At 70.5% G+C, this 19473-nt stretch carries 17 protein-coding genes; 6 read left to right on the top strand and 11 right to left on the bottom strand.

The annotated features are described in order from the left end of the window. The 3 genes from pgaB to pgaD are packed head-to-tail and all read left to right on the top strand — an operon-like array spanning position 1 to position 3660. Positions 1 to 1884 (top strand): poly-beta-1,6-N-acetyl-D-glucosamine N-deacetylase PgaB, encoded by a 1884-nt coding sequence (gene pgaB / locus N799_RS10035; RefSeq protein WP_036211747.1) that lies wholly within the window; start codon positions 1 to 3, stop codon positions 1882 to 1884. A gap of 2 nt (positions 1885 to 1886) precedes the next feature. Next, positions 1887 to 3128, top strand: coding sequence for a poly-beta-1,6-N-acetyl-D-glucosamine synthase (pgaC, locus tag N799_RS10030; protein WP_425476984.1), 1242 nt, complete (start codon positions 1887 to 1889; stop codon positions 3126 to 3128). A 10-nt stretch (positions 3129 to 3138) separates the two neighbouring features. Further along, entirely contained in the window at positions 3139 to 3660 is a 522-nt protein-coding gene (pgaD, locus tag N799_RS10025; RefSeq protein WP_052101443.1) for a poly-beta-1,6-N-acetyl-D-glucosamine biosynthesis protein PgaD, read from the top strand. Positions 3661 to 3708: 48 nt separating this feature from the next. Here pgaD and N799_RS10020 read toward each other — a convergent pair whose 3' ends face one another. The 10 genes from N799_RS10020 to N799_RS09975 all read right to left on the bottom strand — a co-directional run bounded on the left by N799_RS10020 (position 3709) and on the right by N799_RS09975 (position 15007). Beyond that, positions 3709 to 5019, bottom strand: coding sequence for a glutamate-5-semialdehyde dehydrogenase (locus N799_RS10020; RefSeq protein WP_036211741.1), 1311 nt, complete (start codon positions 5017 to 5019; stop codon positions 3709 to 3711). Further along, entirely contained in the window at positions 5019 to 6203 is a 1185-nt protein-coding gene (gene proB, locus N799_RS10015; protein WP_036211738.1) for a glutamate 5-kinase, read from the bottom strand. Before proB ends, N799_RS10020 begins: the two co-directional genes overlap by 1 nt. 375 nt (positions 6204 to 6578) lie before the next feature. Further along, positions 6579 to 7871, bottom strand: a complete 1293-nt coding sequence (argH, locus tag N799_RS10010; RefSeq protein WP_036211735.1) for an argininosuccinate lyase — start codon at positions 7869 to 7871, stop codon at positions 6579 to 6581. A 22-nt stretch (positions 7872 to 7893) separates the two neighbouring features. Then, positions 7894 to 8844 (bottom strand): N-acetyl-gamma-glutamyl-phosphate reductase, encoded by a 951-nt coding sequence (gene argC, locus N799_RS10005; protein ID WP_036211732.1) that lies wholly within the window; start codon positions 8842 to 8844, stop codon positions 7894 to 7896. Beyond that, positions 8841 to 9452: a GNAT family N-acetyltransferase gene (locus N799_RS10000; RefSeq protein ID WP_036211729.1), complete on the bottom strand. Its 612-nt coding sequence runs from the start codon at positions 9450 to 9452 to the stop codon at positions 8841 to 8843. The genes argC and N799_RS10000 overlap by 4 nt, the downstream gene beginning before the upstream one ends. Then, the gene (locus N799_RS09995; protein WP_052101442.1) at positions 9449 to 10822 is read right to left on the bottom strand and encodes an acetylglutamate kinase; all 1374 of its coding nucleotides are present in this window, start codon (positions 10820 to 10822) and stop codon (positions 9449 to 9451) included. Before N799_RS09995 ends, N799_RS10000 begins: the two co-directional genes overlap by 4 nt. Positions 10823 to 10912: 90 nt before the next feature. After that, entirely contained in the window at positions 10913 to 12022 is a 1110-nt protein-coding gene (locus tag N799_RS09990; RefSeq protein ID WP_036211725.1) for an acetylornithine deacetylase, read from the bottom strand. Positions 12023 to 12024: 2 nt separating this feature from the next. Further along, positions 12025 to 13218, bottom strand: a complete 1194-nt coding sequence (locus N799_RS09985) for an argininosuccinate synthase (RefSeq protein ID WP_036211721.1) — start codon at positions 13216 to 13218, stop codon at positions 12025 to 12027. A 34-nt stretch (positions 13219 to 13252) separates the two neighbouring features. Next, positions 13253 to 14269 (bottom strand): N-acetylornithine carbamoyltransferase, encoded by a 1017-nt coding sequence (locus tag N799_RS09980; RefSeq protein ID WP_036211719.1) that lies wholly within the window; start codon positions 14267 to 14269, stop codon positions 13253 to 13255. Positions 14270 to 14560: 291 nt separating this feature from the next. Next, a complete protein-coding gene (locus N799_RS09975) occupies positions 14561 to 15007 on the bottom strand; it encodes a hypothetical protein (RefSeq protein ID WP_036211794.1) in 447 nt (148 codons plus the stop codon). Between the two features lie 180 nt (positions 15008 to 15187). Here N799_RS09975 and cysS point away from each other — a divergent pair, with 180 nt between their 5' ends. Genes cysS through N799_RS09960 form a run of 3 tightly spaced genes read left to right on the top strand, consistent with a single transcriptional unit; the run spans position 15188 to position 18349 of the window. After that, complete coding sequence (cysS, locus tag N799_RS09970; RefSeq protein ID WP_036211716.1) at positions 15188 to 16609, top strand: cysteine--tRNA ligase; 1422 nt, start codon at positions 15188 to 15190, stop codon at positions 16607 to 16609. A gap of 42 nt (positions 16610 to 16651) precedes the next feature. Then, positions 16652 to 17107: a SufE family protein gene (locus N799_RS09965; protein ID WP_036211713.1), complete on the top strand. Its 456-nt coding sequence runs from the start codon at positions 16652 to 16654 to the stop codon at positions 17105 to 17107. 3 nt (positions 17108 to 17110) lie between these two features. Further along, a complete protein-coding gene (locus tag N799_RS09960) occupies positions 17111 to 18349 on the top strand; it encodes an MFS transporter (protein WP_036211709.1) in 1239 nt (412 codons plus the stop codon). Positions 18350 to 18404: 55 nt separating this feature from the next. Here the strand turns inward: N799_RS09960 and dksA are convergent, their stop codons facing one another. Next, positions 18405 to 19445, bottom strand: a complete 1041-nt coding sequence (gene dksA / locus N799_RS09955; protein WP_036211706.1) for an RNA polymerase-binding protein DksA — start codon at positions 19443 to 19445, stop codon at positions 18405 to 18407. Positions 19446 to 19473 lie beyond the last annotated feature (28 nt).

Genomic DNA, 19473 nt, shown 5'->3' with positions numbered 1-19473 from the left:
ATGGCCCGCACGCATCCATGCATCCGGCTGCTGCTGGCGTTCGCGCTGGTGCTCGGCGGGCTGTCCGCCGCGCCGGCGTCGGCCTCGCTGCTGGTGCTCAGCTACCACGACATCCGCGACGACGTGGCCCGCCACGGCGACGCTGACGCATACGCCACCAGCACCCAGAACTTCGCCGCCCACCTCGACTGGCTGCACGGCAACGGCTACGTCGCGGTCGATCTGGACGACCTGGAAGCCGCCTCGCGCGGTGAGCGCCCGCTGCCCGAACGCGCGGTCCTGATCACCATCGACGACGGCCTGCGCAGCGCCTACACGCACGCGTTCCCGCTGTTGCGGGCGTATGGCTTCCCGGCCGTGGTCGCCCCGGTGACCGGCTGGGTCGACCTGCCCACCGGCGAGCACGTCAACTACGCCGGTCCCGCCTCCCACGACGGCGACGACTTCCTGACCTGGGCGCAACTGCGCGAGATGCAGGCCAGCGGGCTGGTCGAGGTCGCCTCGCACACCCACGGCATGCACTATGGAGCGCGCTCCAACCCGCAGGGCAACCTGATCCCGGCGGCGGTCACGCGCACTTACGACCCGGGCAGCGGCCGGCACGAGACCGAGGCTGAGTACCTCGCCCGCGTGCGCGCCGATCTCGCCGCCAGCGTCGCGGCGATCAAGCGCGAACTCGGCCAGCCGCCACGCGCCGTGATCTGGCCGTACGCGGCCTACAGCCAGCGCACCAACGCGCTGGCCGACGACCTCGGGATGCGGATCTCGTTCGACCTCGTGGGAGCGGCGCAGGAGCGGCTGGCCGGCGCCGACCTGCACGGACTGGCGCGGCTGCTGGTGGTCGGCAACCCGGACGTGGTGGAGCTGGTCGCCGAACTGCGCGACACCCCCGACAGCGTCGACCCGATGCGCGCGGTGCAGGTCGACCTCGACTACATCCACGACCCCGACCCGGCGCAGGTCGAGCGCAACCTCGACGCGCTGATCGAGCGCATGTACCGGGTGCGGCCGAGCCACGTGTTCCTACAGGCCTTCGCCGACCCCGACGGCGACGGTGCCGCCGACGCGCTGTACTTCCCCAACCGCCACCTGCCGATGCGCGCCGACCTGTTCAACCGGGTCGCGTGGCAGCTGTCCACCCGTGCCCACGTACAGGTGCACGCGTGGCTGCCGGTGCTCGCCTTCAGGCCGGCCCACGCCGAGGCGCTGGCGTTGCCGGGCCGCGACCCCGACGAGGTGTTCCGGCTGGACCCGACCAACCCGGTCGTCCGCCGGCTGGTCGCAGACATCTACGAGGACCTCGCGATCGCCAGCCCGATCGCCGGCCTCCACTTCCACGACGACGCGCTGCTGCGCGAGGGCGAGCTGCCGGCGCTGTTCCCGCACGACCCGGCCGCGCGCACCGCTTACCTGGTCGACTTCACCCGCGAGTTGCACCGCGCCGCCGAGCGCTGGCGGCCGAAGCTGGCGACCTCGCGCAACCTGTTCGCGCGGCCGGTGCTGGAGCCACGGAGCGAGGCGTGGTTCGCACAAAGCCTGCCGGCGTTCCTGCGGGCCTATGACTACACCGTGGTGATGGCGATGCCGTGGATGGAGCGCGGCGGTGACCCGGAGGCCTGGCTCGACCGTCTTGCAACGCAGGTGGCGGCCACGCCGGGCGCGCTGGATCGCACCGTGTTCCAGCTGCAGACGGTCGACTGGCGTGCCAGCGGCGACGAGGCCCAGGTACCCGGCGCCGGCATCGTCGACACCGGCCTGCGGCTGCAGGCGCAAGGCGTGCGCCACCTCGCGTACTACCCCGACGACTTCCTGCGCGACCACCCGCCGCTGGACACCGCGCGCGAGGCGATCTCCGCGCGCAGCTTCCCGTATCCGGAGCCATGACCATGGGCATCGCAGAGTTGCTCGCATTCGCGTTCTGGTACCCGGTGGCGATGTCGTTCCTGTGGCTGGCCGGCGGGGTGTACTACTACCTGCGCCGCGAGCGCGGCAAGCCGCTGCGCGACCAGCCGCCGCGGCTCGATCCGGCACCGCCGGTGTCGATCCTGGTGCCCTGCCACAACGAGGGCGAGAACGTCGAAGAGACCATCGCCGCACTGCTGGCCCAGCGCTACCCCGATTTCGAGATCGTCGCCATCAACGACGGCAGCACCGACGACACCGGCGCCCGCCTCGACGCGCTCGCCCGGTCCCACCCGCAGGTCCGCGCGGTGCACCTCGACCGCAACCTCGGCAAGGCCAACGCGCTGCGGATGGGCGCGCTGGCGTCGCGCTCGGAATACCTGGTCTGCATCGACGGCGACGCGTTGCTGGACGAGTACGCCTGCCACTGGCTGGTCTGGCACCTGTGCAGCGGCCCGCGGGTCGGCGCGGTCACCGGCAACCCGCGCATCCGCAACCGCTCGACCCTGCTGGGCAAGCTGCAGGTCGGCGAGTTCTCCTCGATCATCGGCATGATCAAGCGCGCCCAGCGCAGCTATGGCCGGCTGTTCACCATCTCCGGCGTCGTGTCCGCGTTCCGCAAGACCGCCCTGCACCACGTCGGCTACTGGTCCGACGACATGGTGACCGAGGACATCGACATCAGCTGGCGGCTGCAGATGGAGCACTGGGACATCCGCTACGAGCCCAACGCGCTGGCGTGGATCCTGATGCCGGAGACCCTGCGCGGGCTGTGGCGGCAGCGCCTGCGCTGGGCCCGCGGCGGCGTCGAGGTGCTGCTGCGGCACGGCGTGAAGCTGTTCACCTGGCGCCGCCGCCGCATGTGGGGCGTGCTGGCCGAGTACCTGCTGAGCCTGCTGTGGGCGGTGGTGATGCTGGGAATCATCGTCGCCTGGGTGATCGGCATGTTCTCGCCGCTGCCACCGCACTGGGAGCACGGCGGCCTGATGCCGGGCTGGCACGGCGTGGTGCTGGCGCTGGTGTGCCTGCTGCAGTTCGCCGTCAGCCTGGTGATCGACCGCCGCTACGAGCCGCGCATCGGCCGCTACTACTACTGGATGATCTGGTACCCCGCCGCGTACTGGTTGCTGAGCTTCGCAACCACGCTGGCGGCGGTGCCGGTCACCCTGCTCAAGCGCCGCGGGCAACTCGCGGTGTGGACCAGCCCCGACCGGGGCTATCGATGAGGTGACTCCGATGAAAGCGCACTCCGCCATCATCCACATGCCGCAGCGGCAGCCGCGGGTCCAGCGCACGTTCTACCGCGTGGCCACGCTGCTGGTGTGGATCGTCTACGCCTGGCTGTGGCTGCCGCTGGCGACCCTGGTGCTGTGGGTGCTGGGCGTGCGGTTGGCCGCGATCGAGCTGTACCTGGCCAAACAGCGCATCGATGCCGACCTGCTGGTGTGGCTGCCGGTGTTGCTGCTGGGCTGCGCCACCGTGCTGATCGGCTGGGCCGAGTACAACCGCCGGCGGTTCGCCGGGCGCGACCGGCGCCTGGGCCGCCATGACGTGTCGGCCGCGGAGGTCGCGCAGGCAATGGGCGCCGACGGCACGCTGGCCGCCGAACTGGCCGGTGCGCGCTCGGTGGTACTGGTGATGGATGGCGACGGTCGGCCGCTGGGTTGGCGACATGGCCCCGTCACGCCGATGCCGCACGGCACGCGCGACGACGCGGACGGTCTGTCACTGGAGGCCGGACTGCCCGTCCCGGCGTGAGGCCGGCGGCGGTTCCGGCCGCCCTCGCGCGGGCGGCGCCGGCCCTGCTCAGGCGACGGCAACCTCCGCGCTCGCGGCTTCCACCTTAGGCACGTCGGCATGCCGCACCTGGCCATCGCCGCGCACCACGTAGCGCTCGATCGTCAGCGACTCCAGCCCCATCGGGCCGTAGGCGTGCAGGCGCGTGGTCGAAATGCCGATCTCCGCGCCCAACCCCAGTTCGCCGCCGTCGTTGAAGCGCGAGGACGCGTTGACCACCACCGCCGAGCTGCGGATCGCGCGGACGAAGCGGTCGCACGCCGCGCTGTCGCTGCTGCAGATCACCTCGGTGTGGTCCGAGGTGTGGCGATGGATATGGGCGATCGCCTCGTCGATCGAGGCGACCACGCGCACCGCGAGGATCGGCGACAGGAACTCGGCGGCGTAGTCGTCCTCGGTCGCGGCGCTGGCGCCGGGGAACAGCGCCCGGGTGCGCTCGCAACCGCGGATTTCGGCGCCGCGCGCCTGCATTTCGGCCAGCGCGTTCGGCAACCACCCCTCGGCGATGTCGGCATGCACCAGCATCGTCTCCAGCGAGTTGCATACGCCCGGGCGTGACAGCTTGCCGTCGATCGCGAGTTTCAACGCCAGCGCGGGGTCGGCCGCACGGTCAACGTAGAGGTGGCAGACGCCCTTGTAGTGCTTGATCACCGGCACCCGCGCGTTCTCGGCGACGAAGCGGATCAGCCGTTCGCCACCCCGCGGGATCGCCAGATCGACCAGGTCGCTCAGCTGCAGCAGCTCCAGGACGTGCTCGCGCGCGGTGTCCTCGACCAGCGCCACCGCTTCGGCCGGCAGGCCATGGGCGGCCAGCGCGCGGTGCAGGCAGCGGGCGATCGCGATGTTGCTCTCGCGCGCCTCCGAACCACCGCGCAGCAGCACCGCGTTGCCGGCGCGCAGGCACAGCGCGGCGGCGTCAGCGGTCACGTTGGGGCGGGCCTCGTAGATCATCGCGACGAGCCCGAGCGGGATCCGCACCTTCTCCACCACCAGCCCGTTGGGGCGGGTGTCGCGGCGCGTGACCTGTCCGACCGGGTCGGGCAATGCGGCAACCTCGCGGATCGCGGCGACGATGCCGTCGATACGGGCGTCATCGAGCTTCAACCGGTCGAGCATCGCCCCGGTGGTGCCGTTGGCGTGGGCGCGCTCCATGTCCGCGGCGTTGGCTTCGAGGATGCCGGCGCGGCCGGCGTCGACCGCATCGGCCATGGCCGACAGCAGCGCGGCGCGGCCGGCATCGTCAAGGCCTGCAATGGCGAGGGACGCGGCGCGCGCGCGGGTAGCGAGGTCGCGGACATAGCCGCTGCTGTGGGTGGTCATCAGAGGGTCTCCGTGAGCAGTTCGGGGGACGGGGCGGCAGCGGCGGGCGTCAGCAGGACGAGGTCGTCGCGACGGATCACCGATTCTCCGTTGTGGAAGCCGAGCACCGACTCGATCTCGCGGCTGTGGCAGCCGGCGATGCGTTCCAGATGGGCCGAGTCGTACTGCACCAGCCCGCGGGCGAGGCGGCGGTGGCCGTGCTCGGGCAGCACGTCGACCATCGCGTCGCGGCAGAAGTCGCCTTCGACCGAGACGATGCCGCCCGGCAGCAGCGACGCCCCCTGCCCGGCCAGCGCCTCGGCGGCGCCCGCGTCGACGCGGATCGCACCGCCGCTGGGCGGCGTGTGGCGCAGCCAGAGCTTGCGCGCGACCAGGCGGTCACCATGCGCGGGGATGAAGGTGCCGCGCAGGCGGTCTTCGGCCAGGGCGGCGATGGTGTCCGCGTCGTGGCCGCAGAACAGCGCGGTGTCGATGCCGGCGGCAGCGGTCTTGGTGGCGGCCTCCAGCTTGGTGTACATGCCTCCGGTGCCGAGCGAGCCGGCGCCGCCCTGCGCCATCAGCATCACCTCGGGGGTGATTTCGTCGACCCGCGGCATCGGCCGCGCATCGGGGTCGCGCACCGGGTGGCCGGTGTAGAGGCCCGCGGTGTCGGTGGCGATCAGCAGCACGTCGGCCTCGACCAGGGTGGCGACGACCGCGGCGAGGTTGTCGTTGTCACCGAGCTTGAGTTCGTCGATGGCGACGGTGTCGTTCTCGTTGACGATCGGCAGCGCACCGATGCGCAGCAGCTCACGCAGCGTCGCGCGGGCGTTGAGGTAGCGACGGCGGTTGCGCAGGTCGTCGTGGCTGAGCAGTACCTGCGCAACCGGCTGCTCCACCAGTCCCTGCCACAGCGCCAGCATCGGGGTCTGGCCGACCGCCGCGAGCGCCTGCCGCTGGGCGAGGCCGACGCCGTTGCTCAGCATCAACCCGCGCCCCGCTGCGACCGCACCCGACGACACCAGCAGCACCTCCCGACCCTGGTCGCGGAAGCGCGCGATGAGGTTGGCCAGGGCCGCGGCGTTGCGCTTGCCGAGGCCGCCCTTGCCGTCGGTCAGCAGGCTGCTGCCGACCTTGAGCACGGCGCGCTGCCAGCGTGGCAGCGGTTGTTCGGGAAAGGTTTTTGCGGGGAGCGTGTCGATCATCGGCCTGGTGGTCCTCCTGTGGACGCAGCGACGCGCATGCCCGTGGCATGGCGACTTGAGGAGAACAGCCGACCGGCGTGGACGTGCGCGCGATACGCGCCAGAGTGCCCGGCGATGCTGGATGGATTGCCCCGGACGTTGCGATGCACCGGCACAGGGCGGCGGTGATTCGCGGTGGCGCAGGTCCGGTCGCGGAGCGACCAATGGGCTTCCCGGGAAGCGGGAATCGATAGCGGGGCCCGACCTACGCGCGAGGCAGCGGCGTTACGTTCACCAACGCCGGAAGCTGTACTCGAAAGCGTGGAAGTCTAGCAATTGCAGGGCTTGCAGGCCAGCGACGGGTTCAGCAGCGGGTTGGTTGCGGCTGTACCCGCATCAGTCGATCAAAGCAGAAAGTCGTTCGCGCAGTACGTCCAGGCGCAGATCACCCGCCGCTCCGGGCGACACGCGCGCCGTCAGGCTCGCCGCGGGATCACCCCCGCTCCAGCGTGCGGGATCCGCCGCCTCGCGGTATGCGTCGCGGAACGGCTTGCCCTCGCGCGCGAGGTCGACGGCGAGGTCGGTCGCGTACATCGACGGGTCCAGTGCGGCGCGCATCGCGTCGGGCTTCCACTCCAGGTTGCGCAGCAGGTCGGGCAGCAGGCCGAGCGCCCCGAGCCCGCGACCGAAGGCGTGGAAGATCGCGCCCTTGGAGAACTGCAGGTCGCGGTGGTAGCCCGACGGCAGCGACAGCAGGTGCTCCACCTCTGCCCTGCCCGCGGCGACGCTGGCGTAGCTGGCACGCATCAGCTCGATGACGTCCGGGTTGCGCTTGTTCGGCATGATCGAGCTGCCGGTGGTGTACTGCGACGGCAGCGCGACGAAGCCGAACTCGGCGCTGGTGAACAGGCTCAGGTCCCAGGCCAGGCGGCGCAGGTCCAGGACCGCACTCGACAGCGCCTCGATCGCCGCCAGCTCGAACTTTCCCCGCGACAGCTGTGCGTAGGTGGCGGCGACCTGCAGCCGGCCGAAGCCCAGCGCGGCGGTGGTGTGGTCGCGATCCAGCGGCAGGTTGACGCCGTAGCCGGCGGCGCTGCCGAGCGGGTTGGCGTCGACCCAGGCCAGGGTGTCGCGCGCGCGCATGGCGTTGTCGACGAAGCCCTCCGCCCACGCCGCCCACCACATGCCCAGCGACGACACCACGGCGCGCTGCAGGTGGGTGTAACCGGGCAGCGGCATGTCGCGTTCGGCCTGCGCGCGTTCCAGCGCGACGCCGGCGACCTCCCCGCACAGCGACTGCAGCGTCGCCAGCCGGTCCTTCAACCACAACCGGGTCGCGACCAGCACCTGGTCGTTGCGACTGCGGCCGGTGTGGATGCGCCGGCCGGTGTCGCCGAGGCGTTCGACCAGGCGCGCCTCGATCGCCGAGTGGCCGTCCTCGTATCGGTCGTCGAGGACAAAAGTACCGGCGCGGAAGTCGTCGGCCAGCACGTCGAGTTCGCGCCGGATCGCGGCAAGCTCGTCGGTCGAGAGGATGCCGATGCGCTGCAGCCCTTCCGCGTGCGCGGCGCTGGCGCGGATGTCGAACAGGAAGAACTCGCGGTCGAGGATGACGTCGTCGCCCGCGCAGAACTGCTGGATGCGTTGGTCGACGCGGACGCCGGGCTTCTGCCAGAGGAGGTCGGTCATGATGGGGTCCGTCGCTGATGCGTCAGAGCGGGATGCCGGTCAGTTCGGGCAGCCCGAACGCCAGGTTGAGGTTCTGCAGCGCCTGCGTCGCCGCGCCCTTCAGCAGGTTGTCCTCGGTGGCGACGACGACCAGCCGCCGGCCGTCGGCCGACAGGGTGAAGCCGCCGATCTCGACGTGGTGCCGGCCCGCGATCGCGCTCACCCACGGCGCCTCGTCGACCACCTGCACCAGCGGTTCGTCGGCGTAGCGCTGGCGGTAGCGCTCGACCACCGCGTCGCGCGTGAAAGGCCGCGACAGGTGCAGGTTGGCCGTCACCGTGATGCCGCGGAAATGCGGCGCGACGTGCGGCATGAACTCGACCGGGTGGCCCAGCCGGGCGGACACCTCGCGCTCGTGCACGTGGCCGGTCAGCGCGTACGGCATCAGGTTGTCGCGCAGTTTGTCGGGGTCGTTGCGGTCGGACGGCGTGGTGCCCGCGCCCGAATGGCCGGACACGCCGAAGCACTGCACCGGACCGTCGAGCACATCGAGCATCGGCGCGAGCGCAAGCTGCATCGCGGTGGCGTAGCAGCCGGGGTTGCTGATCCGGCGCTGGCCCGGATGGGCCTCCCGGGTCAGTTCCGGCAGGCCGTAGTACCAGCCGGGATCGAACCGGTAGTCGGCCGACAGGTCGATCAGCAGCGCGTCGGAACCGGCGTTGTCGAAGGCTTCCACGCAGCGCGCGGCCTTGCCGTTGGGCAGCGCCAGCACCACCGCGTCGGCGCCCAGCCGCGGCAGCTCGTCGTAGCCCGGCGAGGTGTAACGCAATTCGCCGCGGTAGTCGGGGTTGTGGTCGGCGACGCGCTGGCCGTCGAGCGCACGCGAGGAGACGAACGCCAGCTCGAACCGCGGGTGTGCGGCAACCAGCCGGATCAGCTCGGCGCCGACATGTCCGCGCGCACCGACGATGCCGAGGGATACCGGATCGTTCATGACGTCACCCCGCCACGGTCATGTCCGGCGAGCTTTGCCTCCAGATGACACCGCACCGCAGGCCATTCGCCGTCGATGATCGAGTACGTCACGGTGTCGCGCAGGCTGCCGTCGGCGTGGCGCCGGTGGTTGCGGATCACCCCGTCGCGCTTCGCCCCGAGTCGCTCGATCGCATTGCGCGAGGCGTGGTTGAACCAGCTGGTCTGGAAGCCGACCGCGGCGCAGCCGAGCGTCTCGAAGGCGTGGCCGAGCAGCAGGCGCTTGGACTCGGTATTGACCGCCGTGCGCTGCACGCGGCGGGCGTACCAGGTGTAGCCGATCTGCAGCCGCGGGACGGCCGGATCCATGTCGTAGAAACGCGTGCTGCCGCAGGGGACGCCGTCGGCATCGAGCACCACGAATGCCATCGATTCGCCCCCGGCCTGCTTGCGCAGTGCCGCCTCGACGTGGCCCGCCATGTCGTCCGGCGCAGGCACGTGGGTGTACCAGCACGTCGCGAGCGCCTCGTCGGTGGCGGCGCGCAGGCCGTCGACGTGCTGCATGCCGAGCGGCTCCAGCCGCACGTGGCGGCCCACCAGGGTCGGCACCGTGGTCCATGCGTCGTTCACGGCTGCACCCCGGCGGCGGCGTCCAGCGGTGCGAGCAGGGTCGCCGGCCGCTCCCGGCAGTGCGCGACGCAGCCGGCGATCGCGTCGAATCCGTCCATCCCGTACCAGAACACGTTCCATTGCTCCTGTCTGACGTGGCCATCGGCCTCGGTGTAGTAGAACGCATTGACCGGATTGCCGTGGCGCGAGCGCCAGAACACCCGCGGGTTCTGCTCGCGCATCACCTGCCAGACCGCGCGGCCGAGGCCTTCGCCCTGCGCCTCGTCGAGCACGGCGAACTTGTCGAGATAGGTCTCGCCCTTATCGCCCCCGTGGCCGTCGACGAGGATCACCGCGGCGCGGTAGTTCTCGCTCACGTAGGCGCGGCGCAGCCGGGTGCGATCGAAGTAGCCGGGCGCCAGTCGCCGGCCGAACGCCGACTCGACCAGCCCGCGCAGCCGCGGCAGGTCCAGCGCCTCCCAGCGGTCGGCCTGCAGAACGCGCTCGCCGCGCCGCACCAGCGTGCCGGACCCCTTGTGGGTGAACAGTTCCTTGGCCAGCTCGGCCGGCCGGGTAATCGACACCGACGACGACAGCGGCAGACGGTCGAGCAGGCGCTTGATCTGCTCGACCTTCACCCGCATGCCGCCATGCACCCACGGCTGCGCCAGCAGGTGTTCGTACTCGGTCGACAGGTTGATCGAGTCGATCACCCTGCCCTGTTCGTCGAGCAGGCCGCCGGTGCCGGTCAGGAATACGATCTTGTAGGGCTGCAGCACCTGCACCAGCTCGTTGGCGGCGAAGTCGGCGTTGATGTTGAGAATCTGCCCGCCGGCGGTCTCGCCGAGGCTGGCGATCACCGGGATCGACCCGGCCTGCAGGCTGGCCTGGATCGGCGCCAGTTCGACCCGGCTGACCTGCCCGACCAGGCCGAGCGCCTCGCGGTCGAGGTATTCGGCCTCGAACACGCCCGAGACGATCGAGGTCGCGCGCGCATCGTTGCGCTGCAGCGCCTCGACCAGCCGCAGGTTCTGCGCGTGGAACACACGCCGGACGATCGCCAGCGCCTCCGGCGAGGTGACCCGCAGGCCGTCGACCGTGCGCTTCTCGATGCCGGCGGCGGACAACTCGGCGTCCAGTTGCGGACCGGCGCCGTGCACGACGATGGGGGTCAGGCCGACGTCCTGCAGGAACGCCAGCGACGAGGTCAGCGCGTCGAGGTCGTCACGCAGCACCGCGCCGCCGACCTTGACCACGGCGAAGCGCGCCGCGTCCAGCTGCGAGAAACGCTTGAGGTACTGGCTGATCTCCTTCGCGCTGGCCATGCTGGACAGCAGGCGGACGATGGTCTGGCGCGTCTGGAGGTCGTGGATGGTGGGGGGAATGGTCATCGGCTTGGTGGGTGGTTTCCTGTAGGAGCGACGTGAGTCGCGACCTGTACATCGTCTCCAGCGTTCGGCGGGTCGCGACTTACGTCGCTCCTACATCGAAACGCCATCGAGGATCCGGGTGACCGACTCGCCGTACCGCTGCAACTGCTCCAGCGCCACCCACTCGTCGGCGGTGTGCGCCTGCGCGATGTCGCCGGGGCCATAGACCAGCGCGGTCATCCCGGCATCCGAGAACAGCGAAGCCTCGGTCCAGAAGTCGACCGCATTGCCGATCGGCAGGTCCAGCGCCTCGGCCAGGTCGCGCGCCTGCAGCCGGCGCTCTTCGGCATCGGCAACGTCGCCGGCCGGCAGCGGCGGGCCGCGGAAGGTCTCCTCGTAGCGCGCCACCGCGCCGGCTTCCACCAGCGTGCCGAAGCGCGCATGCAGCGCATCGATCGACATCGACGGCAGCGGCCGGAAGCCGAACCGCAGCTCGGCCGACGGCGCGATCATGTTCGCCTTGATCCCGCCCTCCACCCGGCCGATGTTGAAACGCAGGCCGGTCAGGCCGCCGAAGCGCTGGGGCGCCTCTGCCTCGACCAGATCCAGCGCGCGGTCACCCCAGCGCATCGCCTGGTGAAGCGCGCTGGCCTCCATCGCATTTGCGCCGGAAGCGTGCCCGGCGCTGCCGCGGAAATGCATCAGCACCGAGCTGATGCCGCGGTGGGCGAGCACCGCTTCGCAGCGGGTCGGCTCGGCGATGATGGCTTCGGAAAAACCGAGGTCGCCGCCGGGCGCGTTCCGCTTCAGGAACGTCGCGATGCAGCGCGCGTCGTTGGCCTCCTCGTCGGTGCTGAACAGGAACGCGGCGTCGCCCGACGTGCGCGTGGCCGCGGCCAGCAACCCCGCCGCGGCGCCCTTGATGTCGCAGGCACCGAGGCCGATCGCACGGTCGCCGGTGACGCGCAGGACATGCGGATCGCCGCTCCACGCCGGCGACGACGGGACTGTATCGAGGTGCACGTTGAACAGCCGGCGCGGGCGGCCGCGCACGGCCAGCATCGACACCGCACCATCGCCGTGGTCGGTGACGTCGATACGGAAGCCCGGCAGCTGCGCGCGCAGGTAGTCGAACATGCCGCCGGTGCCGATCCGACGCGGCGGGTTGCGGGTGTCGAAAGCGACGAGCGCTTCGAGGTGGCGGAGGATGTCGGGCAGCATGGCTAGTTCCGGTTGACCTCGGCCCACAGCGTGCTGCTCATGCCGAACAGCTTGATGAAGCCTTCGGCCTCGGCCACGCCCCAGTCCGCGGCCTGCGCGTAGGTCGCGCCGCTGGCGTTGAGGATGTGCGGCGACTCGACCGCCACCGCGTTGACGATGCCTCCGTGGGTTTCCAGCACCACTTCGCCATTGACGGTCGACTGGCTGGACGCGAGGAAGGCCTCCAGGTCGGTCTTCAACGGGTCGTGGAAGAAGCCTTCGTACACCAGTTCCACCCACTTGCGCGCGACCTCGGGCTTGAAGCGATTCTGCTGCTTGCTCAACACCGCTTCCTCCAGCGCGCGGTGGGCGACGAGCAACGCGGCCAGGCCCGGCGCTTCGTAGATGATCCGCCCCTTCAGGCCGATCGTGGTGTCGCCGGTGTACAGCCCGCGGCCGACGCCGTACTGCGCGAACAGGCCGTTGAGCTTCGCCAGCAGCTCGTGCCCGGCGACTTTCCCACCGTCCAGCGTGACCGCCTCGCCGCGCTCGAAGCCGACACGCACCCGCAGCGGCTGCGCCGGCCATTCGGCGCGCGGCTTGCACCAGCCCACCGCGCCCTCGCCCGGCGCCTGCCAGCGGTCGATTTCGCCGCCGGACATGGTCAGCCCGAGCAGGTTCTCGTTGATCGTGTAGGCCTTCTGCTTGGCGCGCACGCCGAAGCCACGCTCCTCCAGGTAGGCCTGCTCGTAGGCGCGCACCGCGGTGTGCTCCTTCTGGATCTCGCGGATCGGCGCCACGATTTCGTAGTCGCCCAGTGCTTTCACCGCCAGGTCGAAGCGGACCTGGTCGTTGCCCATGCCGGTGCAGCCGTGGGCGATCGCGCGCGTCCCGAGTTCGGCGCAGCGCTTCAGCGCGGCCTCGACGATCAGGTAGCGGTCCGACACCAGCAGCGGGTACTGGCCCTGGTAGCCCTCGCCCGCCCACACGAACGGCTTGACGAAGCCGGCCCAGATGGCCGGGCCGCCGTCGATGGTGACGTGCGAGGCGACGCCCAGTTCCGCCGCGCGCTGCTCGATGAAGGCGCGCTCCTCCGCGTCGACGCCGCCGGTGTCGGCGAACACGGTGTGCACGGCCCAGCCGCGCTCCTGCAGGTAGGGCACGCAGAAGCTGGTGTCGAGGCCGCCGGAAAAGGCGAGGACGATGTCTTTGCTCATGGTCGGGTTCTTGATGTTTGTGTCGGGGCGCGGATCAGCGGTTGGCCAGCGTGGCCATGACGGCCTTCTGCACGTGCAGGCGGTTCTCCGCCTCGTCGATGGCGATGCAGCGCGGCGAGTCCATCACCGCGTCGGTCGCCTTGACGTTGCGGCGCAGCGGCAGGCAGTGGCTGAAGACGCCGTCGTTGGTCAGCGCCATCTTGCGTTCGTCGACGATGAAGTGCTTGTACCGGTCGCGGATGGGCTTCTCCGGCGCCCAGTTGCCGAAGTACGGCAGTGCGCCCCAGCTCTTGGCGTAGACCACGTCGGCACCGGCGTAGGCGCTGTCGATGTCGTGGCTGACCGCCAGCGAACCGCCGGATTCGGCGACGTTCGCCTCGGCCCAGCCCATGTAACGCTCATCGAGCACGTACTCGGGCGTCGGGCACAGCAGGGTCACGTCCATGCCCATCCGGGTGGCGATCGTCAGCGCGGAATTGGCGACCGCGGTGTTGAGCGGCTTCGGGTGGTAGGTCCAGGTCAGCACGAACTTCCTGCCGCGCAGGTCGCTGGTGCCGAAGTGCTCCTGCAGGGCCATCGCGTGGGCCAGCTCCTGGCAGGGATGGGTGATCGTCTCCATGTTGATCACCGGCACCGGCGAGTACTTCGCGAATGCCTTGAGCACCCGGTCCTCGCGGTCGACCGACCAGTCGACGAACTTCGGGAACGCGCGCACGCCGATCAGGTCGGCGTAGCGGCCGAGCACCCGGGCGACCTCGGCGACGTGCTCCTCGGCCTCGCCATCCATGACCGTGCCGTGGTCGAACTCGATCGGCCACGCGTCCTTGCCCGGCTGCAGCACCACCGCGTGGCCGCCAAGCTGGAACGCGCCCAGCTCGAAGCTGGTCCGCGTGCGCATCGACGGGTTGAAGAACACCAGCGCGATCGACTTTCCGCGCAGCTGGTCGCCGAGCCTGTCGCGCTTGAATCCGGCGGCCCGTGCCAGCAGCGCGTCGAGGTCGGCGCGCGACCAGTCCTGGGTGTTGAGGAAGTGACGGGGGGTGGAGGTCATCTCGGGAATCCTTCGGAAGGAGGGACGCCGGGCGTGAAAAACGCAAAAGCCCAGCGCAGAGGCTGGGCTTTCGTATGTCACGCAGCGATGACGTGCGTGCGAGCGGCTACCCGGCCTGGAGTGAAGGCAGGCGTCGGCGCGCGCGCGAGGTCATCCCGGCCGCCATCCAGGCGGAGGTCATGACGTCGGCGTCGGCGCGGAGGTGGCTCATCGGCGCGCATGCTCGCACGCCGGCGGGCCAACGGCAACCGGCGCGGCTTTGCCGGTCGGGCCGATTGCGGGTGGCGGCGGTCACAGGCTGCGCGAACCCGAGACCACCGGCGTCACGCCGATGCGGATGCGCAACCGGTTGCCGGGGTCGTCCGGCAGGCGCGAGCGGTACTTGGCGCCCTTGTAGACGTAGTCGACGTCGTAGGCGATCGGGCGGCGGAACTCGCGCTCCACCGGCACCGCGCGGCAGTTGGGGTCGGGTTCTTCGTCGGTCTGCCGGCTCAGCGCGTCCTTGACCGCGCCGACCACGCGCGACAGCCGCGACTGGTCGGCGTCCGGCGCCGGCGTCTGGTCGCACTGCTGCTCGATGCCGGTGGTCGTGAGCGTCTGGTACACCGGTGTCACCCGCAGCACCTGCGCGTAGGCGAACCGCACGTTCTCCGCCTGGATGACGGTCGTCTCCTGGGACCACGCCGGCGTCGCCACCACGAGGGCGAGCAGGAGCGGCGCGGGCACGGCGAGGCGCATCATCGGGCGTGGGGTCTCGGCAGGGTCGAGCGGCGGCGCGCCCGGTTCATGAAGTGTATTCGCCCACCGCCCCGGGCGCCTGAATCCCTGCTGTCACGCGCCGGCAGCGCGCCCCGGCCGGTTCGAGGACGGCCGGCGCACCGACGCCGGTAGAATGTCGCAAACCCTCGCCGCACTCCCATGAGCCTGCATCTCTACAACAGCCTGACCCGCCGGGCCGAGCCGTTCGTGCCTGCCGACCCGTCCCGCCCGACCATGTACGTCTGCGGGCCGACGGTCTACAACTTCGTCCACATCGGCAACGCCCGCGGGCCGGTGGTATTTGGCGTGCTGGCCGACCTGCTGCGGCGCCGCTTCGGCGGCCTCGCCTACGCCCGCAACATCACCGACGTGGACGACAAGATCAACGCCGCCGCGGCCGAACAGGGCGTGCCGATCTCGACCATTACCGACCGCTTCGCCGCCGCGTACCGCGAGGACATGGCCGCGCTGGGCGTCACCCCACCGGACATCGAGCCCGAGGCGACCGGCCACATCGCCGAGATCATCGCGATGATCCAGCGCCTGATCGACGCCGGCCACGCCTACGCCGCCGACGGCCACGTGCTGTTCTCGGTGTCCAGCTTCGACGGCTACGGCAAGCTGTCGCGGCGCGATACCGAGGAGATGCTGGCCGGGGCGCGGGTCGAGGTTGCGCCGTACAAACGCGACGCCGGCGACTTCGTGTTGTGGAAGCCGTCCGCCGGCGACCTGCCGGGCTGGGACTCGCCGTGGGGCCGCGGCCGGCCCGGCTGGCACATCGAGTGCTCGGCGATGGCGGCGGCGCACCTGGGCGAGACCATCGACATCCACGCCGGCGGTGTCGACCTGCAGTTCCCGCACCACGAGAACGAGATCGCCCAGAGCGAGTGCGCGCACGGCGGCAGGGTGTTCGCCCGCTGGTGGCTGCACAACGGCATGCTCAACTTCGGCGGCGCCAAGATGAGCAAGTCGCTGGGCAACATCGAGAAGGTCCACGACCTGGTCCGAGCGCACCCGCCCGAGGCGCTGCGCTACGCGTTGATGAGCGCCCACTACCGCCAGCCGCTGGACTGGTCGGACGCGCTGATCGAGCAGAGCGTACGCACGCTGGACCGGCTGTACGGCACGCTGCGCGACATCGATGCGGTGGTCGCTCCGGCGGGTGTGGAAGCCGTGACCTCGCACGCGATCCCGCAGGCGATCGAGGACGCACTGGACGACGACCTCAACACCCCGGTCGCGCTGGCCGAACTGGCCGCGATTGCCGGCCGCACGCGTGCCCTGCGCAATGACACCGTGCACGGTGGTGACGAGACCGCACTGAGCGGGCTCGCCGACGCCGCCGCCACGTTGCGCGCCGCAGGCCGTGCGCTCGGCCTGCTGCAGCAATCGCCGGACGCCTGGTTCAACCGCGGCGCCGGCGGCGACGACGATGTCCGCATCCAGGCGCTGGTCGACGAGCGTGCCGCGGCCAAGCAGGCGCGCGACTTCGCCCGCGCCGACGCGATCCGCCAACAGCTGGCCGACGAAGGCATCCTGCTGGAGGACACCGCCGCCGGCGTCCGCTGGCGCCGCGCCTGACCGGCCATCCCACGCCTCAACCCGACGCAACCGGAACACGCAGTGACCACGCCCTCGCCCTTCCCCATCGAAGCCACCGCCGCCGAAGCCCAGACCGCGATCCGCGACGAGTTCGCGTTCTTCGGCGACTGGTCGGAGCGCTACCAGTACCTGATCGACCTCGGCCGCAAGCTGCCGGACTTTCCCGACGCGTGGAAGACCGAGGAGCACCGGCTGCATGGCTGCCAGTCGATGGTCTGGATCGTCCCGCAGGGTGACGCCGGCCGGCTCGACTTCCACGCCGTCAGCGACTCGGCGATCGTGTCGGGCCTGGTCTACCTCGCCCTGCGCGTGTATTCGGGCCGCAGCGCCGCGGAGATCATCGCGACCGACGCCGACTACATCGCCGACATCGGCCTCGCCAAGCACCTGTCACCGACGCGCAGCAACGGGCTTGCCGCGCTGCTGGCCTTCATCCGCGACCGCGCGCAGGCCGCGCTCGACGGTTCCGCCGGCTAGCCGGTGGAGCCCCCCGCGACGTCGCCGCTGCGCAGCCCCGGCTTCCTGGGACTGCTCGGCTACCGGCTGCTGGCGCTGCTGGCCAACCAGATCCTCACGGTCACCGTCGGCTGGCAGGTCTACCAGCGCACCGGCGATGCGCTCTCGCTCGGCCTGATCGGGCTCTCCGAGGTCATTCCCTACGTCGCCTTCGCGCTGTTCGCCGGTTACGCGGTCGACCACCTGCCGCGGCGCAAGGTCGGGATGGTGGCCTCGCTGGGGCTCGCGACCACCACCCTGCTGCTCGCGGGCATCGCCCACGGCACCTTGCCGGCGGGTTTCGGCGGCGGCGACAACCTGATGATCTACGCCGCGGTCGCGCTCAACGGCGTGGTACGCGCGTTCTTCACGCCGGTGTACATGTCGCTGTTTGCGCGGGTGTTGCGACGCGAACAGTACGCGCGCGGGGCCGGCGTCGGCAGCGTGGTGATGCAGACGGGGCTGGTGCTGGGCCCGGCGCTGGGCGGCCTGTTGATCGCGCTGGTGGGCGTCGCCGGCACCTACCTGGTGGCGACGGCGTTCGCCGCGATCGCGGCGGTGGCGGTGCTGCGGGTCAGGGTCACCGAGCCGCCGTTGCCGTCGACCCGCGAGCCGGTGTTCGCGAGCATCGGCGCCGGCCTGCGCTTCGTCCGGCACAACCAGATCGTGTTCGGCGCGCTCGCGCTGGACATGTTCTCGGTGCTGTTCGGCGGCGCGGTGGCATTGCTGCCCGCATTCGTGGAAGACATCTTCCAGGCCGGACCCGAGGCGCTCGGCCTGCTGCGTGCCGCGCCGGCACTGGGCGCCGTCGGCATGGGGCTGTGGCTGGCGGGCCGCCCGCCGCAGCGGCACGCCGGCCACCTTCTGCTCGGCTCGGTGGCGGCGTTCGGCCTGTGCATCATCGGCTTCGCGCTGTCGCAGCTGTTCTGGGTGTCGATGCTGATGCTGGCGCTGTCGGGCGCGTTCGACAGCGTGTCGATGGTGATCCGCTCGACCATCGTGCAACTGGCGACGCCCGACGAGATGCGCGGACGGGTCGCCTCGATCAACGGTATCTTCATCGGCGCCTCGAACGAACTGGGTGCATTCGAATCCGGCCTGGCCGCGCGGCTGCTCGGGCTGGTGCCGTCGGTGCTGTTCGGCGGGGTGATGACGCTGGTGACGGTCGGCTGGACGGCGAAGCTGGCGCCAAAGCTGCGACGGTTGGACCTGCGCGAACTCTGAAACGCGAAAGCCCCGCGCTTGGCGGGGCTTCCGGAGTGACGCGCAACGTGGGAGATCAGTCGCCCATCTGCTTCTGCAGGTGCTCCCAGCGCTCCTGCGCGTCGATCGTGCGCTCGGCGGTAAGCCGCGCCTCAAGGCGGTCCAGGCCGATCTCCTCGCCGGTGTCGACGCAGAAACCGTAGTCACCCGAGTCGACCCGCTTCAGCGTGCTGTCGATCTTGCTGATCAGCTTGCGGTAACGGTCGCGGGTGCGCAGCTCCAGCGAGTTCTCGGTCTCGCGGGTGGCGCGCTCGGCTTCGTCGCCGACGTCGCGGACCTCTTCCTTCAGGTTCTCGATCGTCTGCTTGGACTCCTCGACCAGGTCCGCGCGCCAGCCCAGCAGGCGCTGGCGGAAGTATTCGAGTTGCAGCGGGCTCATGTACTCCTCGTCCGCGCTCGGCTTGTAGCCGTTCGGGACGATCGGACGACCATCTTTTTCTGTCTTGTAAGGCACGACTTTCACTTTACCTCGGGGTGCGGGCGGCTGCGGCTTGGCCACGACCGCGACGGCAACCTTGCCGACCGGACGCCTCGCCGGAGCCGGAGCAGGCGACGGACTCGGCTTCGACGAAGCCGGGGCCTTGGCCGCCTTGGTGGGGGACTTCTTCACGGGAGCCGGCGCGGCCGCGACGGCCTGCTTCTTCGCCGGCGTTGCGGGTGCCTTGGCCACCTTCTTCACCGGGGTTTTCTCCACCGGCTTGCGGACAGCCACAGCGGCTTTCTTGGCCACCGGCTTCTTGGCGACGGGCGCCTTCGCCGGCGTCTTCGCCTTGGCAGCGCTCTTGGCCGGGGCCTTCTTCGCCACTGGCTTGGCGGCTGCCTTCTTCGGCGCCACGGCCTTGCCCGCGACAACCTTCTTGCCGGCTGCCTTGGCAACGGGCTTCTTCACGGCGGTAGCCTTCTTCACCGCGGCCGGCTTCTTGGCGACAGGCGCCTTCTTCGCGGCCGCCTTGGCGGTGGGCTTCTTCGCAGCCGTCCGGGCGGCCGGAGCGGCCTTCTTGGCGGCGCTCTTGCCGGTTGATTTGACGGCCTTCTTCGCGGGTTTTTTCAGTGCCACGATCAGCTTGTCCTTTATCTTCCCTTGT

Source organism: Lysobacter arseniciresistens ZS79, assembly GCF_000768335.1.
Lineage (GTDB): Bacteria > Pseudomonadota > Gammaproteobacteria > Xanthomonadales > Xanthomonadaceae > Novilysobacter > Novilysobacter arseniciresistens.
The sequence above is the reverse complement of the archived record's forward strand: the minus strand, read 5'-3'. Positions and strand labels throughout refer to the sequence as shown.